Source organism: uncultured Lactobacillus sp., assembly GCF_944327175.1.
Taxonomy (GTDB): domain Bacteria; phylum Bacillota; class Bacilli; order Lactobacillales; family Lactobacillaceae; genus Lactobacillus.
Map to the genome: position 1 here is coordinate 1 of NZ_CALVGT010000022.1, position 9,911 is coordinate 9,911.

Genomic DNA, 9,911 nt, shown 5'->3' on the forward strand with positions numbered 1-9,911 from the left:
CCCCGAAATTAGTGTCCTAATTTCGGGAGTCATATCATCACGATGGGTGTCCTTTTCTTATCTAAGTTTTTGGATACTTGATCTCTACTTTATTTAGTTTTGCCGCTATAGTTGGCAATCCCGCCTATGTTTTTGACCTTGCTGTAGCCAGCTTGCTTAAGCCAGGCAACTGCTTGGCCGCTCCGGTTACCGCTGCGGCAATAGACAAAGAGCGGAGTATCGAGGTCTGTGATCTCGCCTTGGGCGGAATCGATCTTGCTCAAGGGGATGTTGATGCTGTCAGGGATATGCCCTGCTGCGTATTCATCCTCTTCTCTGACGTCGATCAGTTTAGCCTGCGGCGTTTTCTGGTATTCTTCAACTCCGGCGTTAATGTCATTTACTTGAAATAGGCTCATGGGCTCCTCCTTAAATTCGCATTAATATATCGAATTATAGCACATCATTCTGCCATGCGTTTCATCAGCAAACTATCAACAAAGTCGCTGCCAGCATCACTGACCGTGCTTCTTAACCATTTAAATTTCAGCTTGGAGCTATCGAACTTGGCCAGCTCCCGGTCAATCTCCTGCCAGAGTTCCTGGTTGGCTACTGGCTTTCCGTTAGCCGTCTTCCAGTCCCGCTTTTTCCAGCTCTTCATCCAGGCCGGGCCTTCTTTTGTGTCGCTGACTGACTTGATAACGTACTGGGAAGTCAAGACAAACAGCAAAGGTTGCTGGGTCAGGCCCAACTGTTCCAGCTTCTTCAAGCTTTCCAGAAAAGCAGTCATTTCCATTTCGTTATTGGTTGCGCCCAAACGGCCGGCACTATCAGCAAGCTGCTGGCCATCATGCTCGATCATGTAGGCCCAAGCAGCCTTATCGTTGTCTTGGACATGGCTGCCCTTGCGCGCGCCGGTGCTGCGGCAGGCACCCCCGGTATAAATAACGGCAGAATAATCTTTCTTATCGTATTCTGCTTCTTGCTTAACTGCATTTTGCGGATCAGCTGGATCCAGCTTCAAGTAGTTCAAGGCATCCGACTCACTGCTGAAGGACTTGTATTCAGCTCCCGGGAAGCCGTTTACCTGCTTTTCAGCTTCCGGCCAACTGTAATAGATTCCTGGCTGACGGCCTTTTCTGACAGCATAAGTTTTTTTAGCTTTTTCTGCTTGCTTCACTTCAGCATCCGTAACTTGTTCCGCTGCTTCCAGCTCTTGATCATTCTTGATCTCTGCCTTGTAACGCCTCAGGCCAGGCAAGCGGCTGGAGAAAAGATTGATGATGCTGACCAGGTCATCCACCAGTTCTTGGCTGGGGCTGGTCGTGGGGTTATTGATGACCACGATTTCACTTCCGTGGCGCTTGCAGAAATTGGCAAACCAGTCAAAAGCCAAGCGTACAAAGCGGTCTTTGTGGGTCACGTAGATCTTGTTAACCTCGCGGTCTTCAACTTTCTGCAAGAGCTGGTTCCATTCCGGACGGTTAAAATTCAGGCCACTGCCAATGTCTGACATATTCTCACTCACAGTAATACCGTTGGCATTACAGTAGTCCAGCAAAAAATTCTCCTGCTTGGCCAAATCATCGCTTCCCCAAGCAGCCGACGCGCGGGCATAGATCACGTTTATTCTGCCGTCGTTGCTGGCAGCACCAAGATACTGGTTTAGCTGCTCTTGGGTATAGTAACGCCGGTTTGTGGCACTTCTTTCAGCCTTAAGTTTGCCCTCACGGTCCCACCTTTGTAGAGTGGCAACAGAGACGTCAAGGATTTCAGCAGCTTCGCCTACTTTGTATTTCTTCACGATAAAAGGCCCCTTCACATTGTTTGCTACTAGTATAACATGACTTGCATACTTGTCGTTAGCACTTACACATAATAATGGATATGAATGACTGCTACTGGTTGCAATTAACTTCTAGGCCGCGACTTTTTTCAAGAAGTAAAGAAAAAGAAAAGCATCCCTCTTGGCAGAATGATCTGCGCGAGAGGGATGCTGTTGATGAAAAACGAGAATTGTTACATCTCGTCCATCTGTTCATTAACAAGGGCGTCAGCTAGGTTGTTTCCATCGCTGTCAGCATGGCCAGGGACGTGCTTCAAAGTCAAATCTGAGAACTTAGAAATTTCCTTATCAATTTCCTTCCACAAGTCCTGATTGGCAACTGGTTTCCCATTGGAATTTCTCCAGCCCCGTTCTTTCCATCCTTTGATCCAAGCAGTCCCATCAGAGTCACTGAGGGCCTTGCGAACATAGTCTGAATCTAAGGAAAGCAACAGCTTCTTCTGGCTAAGTTCCATGTCTTCAAGAGCCTTCAAGCTTTCAAGAACAGCCGTCATTTCCATCTGGTTGTTAGTAGCTCCGACTTTGCCGCCAGTAGCGGTCATAGCATGTCCATCATGCAAGATCACGTATGCCCATGCTGCCTTGTCAGTCGGCAAAACGTGTCCACCTGCATTGTTGCCGTTGTTGCGGCAGCCACCGTCGGTAAAGATCCAGGCATCGTATTCGGATTCAAGTTGTTCTGCTTCCAGCTCCTCGATATAGCTCATTTTTTCTTCTTTTGTCAAAGTTTTTTTAGTCATAGTGTGATTCTCCTTAATAACATTTCAAATGGACGTGTTTATGTCATTGAAGCATTTTCTCTTCATCTGACAAGTTTATTATAGTACATTACACACATTTTGAAAACAATTACTTACGTTTTTAGAATATATTTTTAGAGATAAAAAAGCCACCCCGTTAGAGCGCAAAAAACGTGCCAAACAAGTTCTGCTTGCTTAGCACGTTTTTTAGATATATTTGCTTCTGCCAAGGAAATTGCCTTCTGCAGCTAAAAATCATCATTACGCTGCCAGCATTATGACAATAACTGGACTGACGAAAAGCAGATAACCAATGGCAAAAAGGATCAAGTGCTTGCGTTCTTTGTGAACCGCCACAAATTCACGGATCAAGGCACTTGGGTAGTAGTAAGGCGCTACGCGTGAGCCGATTCCAACGGCTTTTAGCTGCGCCCTTTTGGCATACCGCATGGCCCGGTAAATATGGTAGTTGCTGGTCACCAATGCTGTATACTTGCGGCCGGGTCTTTTTTCAATCAAGTTTTTGGAAAAAGTCACGTTCTCCATGGTTGTCTTGGATTTATCTTCCAGCAAGATCTTGTCTTTAGGGATGCCTTTAGAAACAAGGTACTTGCGCATGGCTTCCGCCTCGCTGCAAACCTCATCGCTGCCTTGTCCGCCCGAAGGAACCAGGTAAGGCGAGGTCGGATCCTTACGATAAATTTCAATCGCCTTGTCGCAGCGGTCCGCCAGCAGTTTAGTCACGGTACCATCTTTTTTAATCCCAGCCCCATGAATGATCACGTAATCGAAATCCCGGCGGTGCGGAATAATCTGCAAAAAGAGGCAGTAAAGCAAGAAAGACACGAAGGTAACCGACAGGTAGCCTGCTGAAAGCCCATAGAAGGCAAAAAACGGAGAATACGGCACCAGAGCACTCATGTTAACGCCCAGCTCCGGTCCAACCAAGAGGCCAAAGAACCAGAGGAAAAATGAGAGTTCACCGGCAATTAAGATTAAGCCTAGTAAGAAGGACAAAAGATTGCCTAATGACCGCCCTTCCCGCTTGATCATGTACAAACCATTTACAAATAAGAAGAAAGGCAAGATCAAGAAAGCCAGGCCAACTAATGCCATCGTAATCAAGGCCAAAACGCCGCTGACTTCAGAGCTGAACAGCGAATAGATGAAACCCAGAACCGACATGCCCGTCAAAAGCAGCAAGACTACATTTCTATATCTGCTCCGGTCCCGGTACATCGAATACGAAAAAAGTCCGCCCCAAAAGACGGTTGGCAGAATATCTGATATAAGATCTTTCATTAAACTCCACTCCGATTAGCAATAGATTGTTATGCTTTTTATCATAGCATCGATCCCGCCAAAGTAATAGCAACTATTTCAGCCAGCTTTCTCGCTTTAGGACGTTTTCGACTTCAGGCAATTTATAGCCAAGCAGGGTGTCACCCTCTGGATCAGTTTTGACATAGGAAAAGCCAAGTTTTTCCTGGACCCTCTTTGACTTGTCATTACCTTCATAGTAACAGCACCAGACAGCTTTGCAGTTTAGGTTGGCAAAAGCATGGTCAATTAGGCAAGTTGCAGCTTCTGGGGCATAGCCGCGCCCCCAGTATTCTTTGCCGATCCAATAGCCGAGTTCTGGTTCATCATCTTTTTCTGAGCAGGCATCCTCACCAAATCTCAAGCCCGCGCAACCGATCAAAAGATTGCCGTCTTTCCGCAAAACCGCGTAAGTTTCCGGGACTTGCAAATTCTCTTGAATCACCTGCAGGCTCTCTGCAACAGATTTATGGGCGGGCCAGCCAGCGGCAGGACCAACAGCTGGATCCTTAGCTAATTCATAAAGGCGGGCAGCATCACTTTCTTCCCAGGTCCGCAGGCGCAATCTATCAGTAACTAGTTCCATTTTTTCCTCCTGGATTTTTAAATCATCAGTTAAAAACAATCTTAACATAGTGACCGGATTTCCTAGTCACTATTTTTCCTGTTCCCCTGGCCAAGCCGAACTGACGTGCTATAATCGAGTTACAGCTATTAGAACAAATGTTTTATTTGCTTTTGGAGGGAAGAAAAATATGTCTGAAATTCTGTTCATGATTGTCCGCTTTAGCCTGGTCCTGGTCCTTTGCCACCTGCTTGCCCTGCCGCAAGCCTGGAGAAATGACTTGGTGGGCGACAGCATCCCTGCCTTGATCACTGAACTTTGCCTGCTCTTGATCCAGCTGGAACTTGCTCTGCTTTTGATCGCGGCTGAGCTGATCACTCTCATCAATTTGCTTTATGGCTACTTCGAATTTAACACCCAGACACAATTTATCTTGTCTATCTTTGAATTGCTGATCTTATTCGATGCCCGCTTGTATACATATCTTTTTGATGATGAAGCAGAATCTTTTACGATCAAAGAATATTGGGGATATTTTGACAGGTCAGACCAAATCAAGCTCGCCATCTATGTTTCTTCTCTGTTTGTCCCCTTCATCTTCGCCAAATTAACCGGCCTGCCGCCCTACCCGACTTTCGCGGAACTTGACCAGTTATTCCCTTTCTAGGAGTATGCGGCCAGAACTTTTTACCAGCTGATAAATGCTATAATTCATATAGTAATTTTACTCACTCTGGAGGGAACATGAATATAATTTTCTTACTTTTAGTTGGGATCAGTTTGGCTATATTGCTACTTGACCTGGTCATTTTGCTGAAAGCCAGAAAGAAATTAACCACCGGAAATAAGGAAACTGCCGCACCTTACGACAATTTCTCCAAGCTAACCCTTTCTGCCTTTGTAATCCAAATCCTGCTCAACATGGTCTACTTGTGGAACTACTGGAGTTCAGCTTTTTCCGTTACTGCCTTAACCGCCTTCTTCCTTTTTGCCGGCAATCTATTGCTGGAATTCGTCATCTTCTGCGATGACTTCTTAACAGATGCCAGATACAAGAGTCTGTGTGTTTACTTCAAGAATCTGAAGAAAAGGCAAAAGTTTTGGCTCATCGCAGTTGTCGTGATCACTGCCTTTGCCGGCCTGATTAATTTCTTCCCGGCTCCTTAATTGCCCTCCCTGCTTTAGAAGGCAGGGATTTTTTGTCGAAAAAGTAATCTGGGAGTAATCCATGTCCAAAAACAAATCTACCATTGATCTGACCTCCGGCAGCATCAGCCTTGGTCTGGTCAAATTTGCCCTGCCCCTGATGGCCGGCAACGTTCTCCAGCAATGTTACAACTTAACAGACACTTTGGTCGTTGGCCGCTTTATTGGTAAAAATGCCTTAGCCGCTGTCGGCTCAGCCTATACCTTAATGATCTTTCTGACCTCCATCATTCTCGGTCTCAGCATGGGCTGCGGAGCATTTTTGTCAATGAAATACGGAGCGAAAGAGGACCGGGAATTTTCAATTGGCAACTGGCTCTCTTTCTGCGGCACTGGCCTTTTCTCTATCCTTTTGACTCTCCTGGTCTATCTCTTACTATGGTTTACAGCTAATCTTTTAGCCATCCCGGCCAGCATCCAGGCTCTTTTCAACCAATATTTGCTGATTATCTACGCGGGGATTCCAGCCACATTCTTATACAATTACTTTGCTTGCAGTCTGCGCGCCATTGGCAATTCAGCCATTCCCTTGGTCTTCCTCTGCCTGTCTTCAGTCTTGAATATTATTCTCTGCATCTGGCTGGTAGCAGGACTAGGGCTTGGCGTGGCCGGGTCAGCCTTAGCCACCGTCATTTCCCAGTTCTTTGCCGGCCTATGTTTAACCATCTATGCCTGGCAACATTTTGCCCAGCTCCGTTTTAAAAAAGCAGCTATGGTCTATGACCAAGCTATCAGTAAGAGCATTCTGTCTTTAGCCGGCTTGACAGCCCTGCAGCAATCGATCATGAACCTGGGCATCCTCATGGTGCAGGGCCGGATCAATTCTTTTGGCGTTAACGTTATGGCGGCCTTTAGCTCAGCCGTTAAGATCGATACCCTGGCTTACTCGCCTGTCCAGGATTTTGGTAATGCCTATTCCACCTTCGTCGCGCAAAACTATGGTGCCCGGCAGGCAGACCGGATCAAGCAGGGTAACCGGCAGGCCAGCTGGTGGATTCTGGCCTTCTGCCTGGTCATCAGCAGTCTGGTTGTCATTTGGGCCAAGCCTTTGCTGGCCCTCTTTAGCAGTGACCCGGAAGTAATTCAGATCGGTATTGGCTACTTACGGATCGAAGGTAGCTTCTATGCCTTGATTGGTTTCTTGTTTATGTTCTATGGCTACTTCCGGGCAATTGATGAGCCAATGATCTCTGTTGTTTTGACGATCTTTTCCTTAGGTACCCGGGTTCTTTTGGCCTACCTCTTGTCCGCGATTCCTTCAATCGGCTATATCGGAATTTGGGCCAGCATCCCAATCGGCTGGGCCCTGGCTGACTTAGCTGGGCTTTACTACCTGCACAAGAAGGCAGTTAAGCCAGCTAACTGATTTTTCGATAATTCAGCAATTCTATCACTAATCTGAGGAGTTAAATATGCATATTGTTTTTACGATTATTTCCATCATTGGCCTGCTTTTAGCCATCGCCTGCCTGGCCTTACTTGCTAATACCCGAAAGCTTTTGATCGGTGGAGCTGATATGGACCAATTCTGGCCAAAACGCCGGCGCTTTATTTATTGGACCAACATTTTCATGTTAATTCCAAATGCGATTTATCTGTTTCTTACAACTGCCAGTTACTTTTTAGCGGACTTTGAGCCATCCTTGCTGCTCACCTTTTCTACTATGGCCATGGACCTTTTAATTGGCATCAGCATTATCTTTACTGACTATTTCATCACTGATGAGAAGATCAGCTTCAAAGAATTCTGGTCCGGCAGCAAAACCAGCACGAAGGTCTACTCGATCAGCTTGATTCTGCTCGTTATTTTGACTGTTATCTTAAACCTGCTCATACATGCCTGGGGCCTGGACTAAAAAATACCCACCAGCTTGCTAAAACAAGTTAGTGGGTATTTTATTTTTTGAGGAAAAATTGACAAAATCAGCTAAGCAGTTTCATTTATTCAACGAAGCCTAAGCCGCCAGTCCAGGCGATTTGTTCGCTGGCTGCTAGGGGCATTTGCAGGAAACCAGTTGCTTCCAGTTCTCTTGCCCGCTTCAAAGCACCGGCGTTAAATACCCGCAAGGCGCTGCCAGCTAAAGCTTTCTTGATGGTCCCTTTAGCTTCCTGGTCATCGCTGGCCAGAAGAACCGTGGTTGGCAGGTCGCCAATTTTTCCGCTTTGCAGAGTTGCAGCAAAAGTTGTGTTGAAGCCCTTAACCACCTTGGAGTCAGGCAGCCAGGACTGGAGCAAGCTTATTCTGGATCTTTGCTCTTTTGATCATGTCTAAAATGGCCTGCATGGCTTTGGCTCTTTGTACTTGCTCGCCATGGATTTCTGGCTTAGACTTCCATTCATCAGTCGTCCAGCTCTTAAGGACATAGACGTGCCGGTTCTTGTCATAGTTGCGGATCAGTTCTAATATATTATCCTCAATTTCTTTGTTAAGCGTTCTGCCGCCATTAGCCGGCAGCTGGCGGAATTCCTCTTTAGGAATTGGGTCAGCATCTTCAAGTCCGCCCTTGCTAGTCCAGAGGAAGTGAAATGTGGGACGCCGGGATTTGTGGGATAAAAATAATCCAGTCCGAAAGTGGACTGGATTATTGGGATTATTTGACGTTAACGATGAAGTTGTCGGTGTCGTAGCTACTACCGTCTGGGAACTTGATAGTTAAATAGCTTTCATATTTCCCTGGATCCAATGTATCTGTAGAGTCCAAAGAACCATTGAAATACACCACAGTTCCCTTCGGTAATGCAGATGCGTTAGTCAAAAAGAAACTTGGATCAACTAATGTATTTTCCAATAAATCATAATCCCGGTATTCTAAAGCTGAGGATGATGAAACCGTAAAACTTGAAGCTTTTGGTGCAACCTTGATCGTTTCAGCTTGTGACGGTAACACTGTAATCTTAAATTTGTTGGTATCTTCATAAGATTCGTCTGGATAAGTTACCTTAACGTGTACCGTATAAGTCCCTGGCTCCCTAACGGAGAATGAATTTTCTGAATCTGTTTGTAAGTCAAACTGTGTTCTATCAGATGTCCACTCAAATTGTGAAAAGATTGGGTCATTTGGGAAGTAGCCTGCTGGATTAGTGATAAAGTCCTTACGGATTGAATAATCTGCACCGTACTCGAGCGCTACATCATGAACAGTCGGCTGATACTTATCAACATCAGTAGTCGGAACAACAAAAGTTACTGAACCAACAACTTCTTTTGATCCGTCACTATATGTTGCTTGAATTCTAGTCGTGTATGTGCCACCTTTCTTAGTATCAACTTTATCTAAGTAATCATAGCCAACGTCTGACGGCAAAGAAGATTTATTGGTAATAAAGTCTTCCGGACGATAACCTTCTAAATAAGATGTAAGATCCGCACCCCAATCTACTTTAACTGTACCGCTCTTGACTTTTGGCTGGTACTTGTCTGCCATAGTCAGACGCTTAATAACCTTCTGAGCGGGTTTCTTAGTGGTAGTCTTCTTAACAACTTTCTTGACCGGCTTCTTGGTAGTCGCCTTCTTTACCACCTTTTTGGCCGTCTTCTTGCTAGTAGTCTTCTTTGGAGCAGCCTTCTTTGCGGTCTTCTTGACTACCTTCTTTTTAGCAACCTTCTTAACCGGCTTCTTAGTAGCTTTCTTCTTACTAGTCTTTTTAGCTACTTTCTTAGTCGACTTCTTCTTGGTACTCTTTTTGGCTTTCTTCGCCTTTTTCGTACTCTTCTTTACAGATTTCTTGGTAGACTTCTTAGCCTTCTTGGTAGTCTTCTTAGCAGCTTTCTTGGTAGATTTCTTAGCCTTCTTGGTAGTCTTCTTCGCAGCCATGGCAGTTGGAGTTCCTTCTACTGCTGGAACAGCAGCGCCCAAAAGAGCCAAGGCAACAGAAACCTTACTGATCGCTTTCAGCTTTTTACCAATAATTTCGTCCTCTCACATATTACTAGATGATTACATACTTTAATTTTTGACCCAAACGTTCTATTTGTCAAATTGCTTTTTTACAAAACAATCATCGTAAGCACCCAATAGCAGAGTATATTAAAATCCCATCCTAGCAATGCTAAGATGGGATTAATCAGTTTATAGGACTTTATTTACAGTGGAGCTGGACATTCTCAGCCCATGGTAAATAGGCTTCCAGACGTTGAGTGTCTAATAATGACAGCTCATTGGGCAATTTGTCCAGAAGATAGTTGATATATTTGAATTGATCCAAGCCATTTTGCTTGGCAGTTTCGAGTATGCTCATAATAATTGCCATGGAT

At 45.3% G+C, this 9,911-nt stretch carries 11 protein-coding genes and 2 pseudogenes; 4 read left to right on the forward strand and 9 right to left on the reverse strand.

All coding sequences use genetic code 11. The annotated features are described in order from the left end of the window. Nucleotides 1-89: 89 nt before the first annotated feature. The 6 genes and pseudogenes from Q0J41_RS03385 to Q0J41_RS03410 form a co-directional block, all read right to left on the reverse strand. Nucleotides 90-398: a rhodanese-like domain-containing protein gene (locus tag Q0J41_RS03385; RefSeq protein ID WP_296226127.1), complete on the reverse strand. Its 309-nt coding sequence runs from the start codon at nt 396-398 to the stop codon at nt 90-92. Between the two features lie 44 nt (nt 399-442). Beyond that, nucleotides 443-1,159 carry a ribonuclease H family protein gene (locus Q0J41_RS03390; RefSeq protein ID WP_296226144.1) on the reverse strand — a complete coding sequence of 239 codons (717 nt, stop codon included), beginning with the start codon at nt 1,157-1,159 and terminating at the stop codon, nt 443-445. A 30-nt stretch (nt 1,160-1,189) separates the two neighbouring features. Next, nucleotides 1,190-1,783, reverse strand: a pseudogene (locus tag Q0J41_RS03395) (IS607 family transposase); the annotation flags it as partial. A 215-nt stretch (nt 1,784-1,998) separates the two neighbouring features. Then, nucleotides 1,999-2,565, reverse strand: coding sequence for a ribonuclease H (locus Q0J41_RS03400; protein ID WP_296226129.1), 567 nt, complete (start codon nt 2,563-2,565; stop codon nt 1,999-2,001). A 261-nt stretch (nt 2,566-2,826) separates the two neighbouring features. After that, a complete protein-coding gene (locus Q0J41_RS03405) occupies nt 2,827-3,867 on the reverse strand; it encodes a YdcF family protein (protein ID WP_296226131.1) in 1,041 nt (346 codons plus the stop codon). Between the two features lie 73 nt (nt 3,868-3,940). After that, nucleotides 3,941-4,471, reverse strand: coding sequence for a GNAT family N-acetyltransferase (locus Q0J41_RS03410; protein WP_296226133.1), 531 nt, complete (start codon nt 4,469-4,471; stop codon nt 3,941-3,943). Nucleotides 4,472-4,640: 169 nt separating this feature from the next. Here Q0J41_RS03410 and Q0J41_RS03415 point away from each other — a divergent pair, with 169 nt between their 5' ends. From Q0J41_RS03415 to Q0J41_RS03430, 4 genes are all read left to right on the forward strand, one after another. After that, the gene (locus tag Q0J41_RS03415; RefSeq protein ID WP_296226135.1) at nt 4,641-5,117 is read left to right on the forward strand and encodes a hypothetical protein; all 477 of its coding nucleotides are present in this window, start codon (nt 4,641-4,643) and stop codon (nt 5,115-5,117) included. A 77-nt stretch (nt 5,118-5,194) separates the two neighbouring features. Next, nucleotides 5,195-5,617 carry an ABC transporter ATP-binding protein gene (locus Q0J41_RS03420; protein WP_296226136.1) on the forward strand — a complete coding sequence of 141 codons (423 nt, stop codon included), beginning with the start codon at nt 5,195-5,197 and terminating at the stop codon, nt 5,615-5,617. A gap of 61 nt (nt 5,618-5,678) precedes the next feature. Beyond that, complete coding sequence (locus Q0J41_RS03425; RefSeq protein ID WP_296226137.1) at nt 5,679-7,022, forward strand: MATE family efflux transporter; 1,344 nt, start codon at nt 5,679-5,681, stop codon at nt 7,020-7,022. Nucleotides 7,023-7,068: 46 nt separating this feature from the next. Then, nucleotides 7,069-7,512, forward strand: coding sequence for a DUF1751 domain-containing protein (locus Q0J41_RS03430; RefSeq protein WP_296226139.1), 444 nt, complete (start codon nt 7,069-7,071; stop codon nt 7,510-7,512). Between the two features lie 85 nt (nt 7,513-7,597). On the opposite strand, the pseudogene Q0J41_RS03435 reads toward Q0J41_RS03430, so the two are convergent. The 3 genes and pseudogenes from Q0J41_RS03435 to Q0J41_RS03445 all read right to left on the reverse strand — a co-directional run. Next, nucleotides 7,598-7,894 (reverse strand): annotated as a pseudogene (locus Q0J41_RS03435) (diguanylate cyclase); the annotation flags it as partial. A 353-nt stretch (nt 7,895-8,247) separates the two neighbouring features. Next, on the reverse strand, nt 8,248-9,522 hold the full coding sequence (locus tag Q0J41_RS03440) for a Rib/alpha-like domain-containing protein (protein ID WP_296226142.1): 1,275 nt from the start codon (nt 9,520-9,522) through the stop codon (nt 8,248-8,250). A gap of 214 nt (nt 9,523-9,736) precedes the next feature. Continuing rightward, the coding region (locus Q0J41_RS03445) for a transposase domain-containing protein (protein WP_296226146.1) at nt 9,737-9,911 on the reverse strand (175 nt) is incomplete at its 5' end.

Bases quoted from the DNA above. Each gene is read 5' to 3' on its own strand.
- Q0J41_RS03430 (WP_296226139.1), top strand. From the start codon at position 7,069: ATGCATATTGTTTTTACGATTATTTCCATCATTGGCCTGCTTTTAGCC.
- Q0J41_RS03410 (WP_296226133.1), bottom strand. From the start codon at position 4,471: ATGGAACTAGTTACTGATAGATTGCGCCTGCGGACCTGGGAAGAAAGT.
- Q0J41_RS03415 (WP_296226135.1), top strand. From the start codon at position 4,641: ATGTCTGAAATTCTGTTCATGATTGTCCGCTTTAGCCTGGTCCTGGTC.
- Q0J41_RS03405 (WP_296226131.1), bottom strand. From the start codon at position 3,867: ATGAAAGATCTTATATCAGATATTCTGCCAACCGTCTTTTGGGGCGGA.
- Q0J41_RS03420 (WP_296226136.1), top strand. From the start codon at position 5,195: ATGAATATAATTTTCTTACTTTTAGTTGGGATCAGTTTGGCTATATTG.
- Q0J41_RS03400 (WP_296226129.1), bottom strand. From the start codon at position 2,565: ATGACTAAAAAAACTTTGACAAAAGAAGAAAAAATGAGCTATATCGAG.
- Q0J41_RS03385 (WP_296226127.1), bottom strand. From the start codon at position 398: ATGAGCCTATTTCAAGTAAATGACATTAACGCCGGAGTTGAAGAATAC.
- Q0J41_RS03425 (WP_296226137.1), top strand. From the start codon at position 5,679: ATGTCCAAAAACAAATCTACCATTGATCTGACCTCCGGCAGCATCAGC.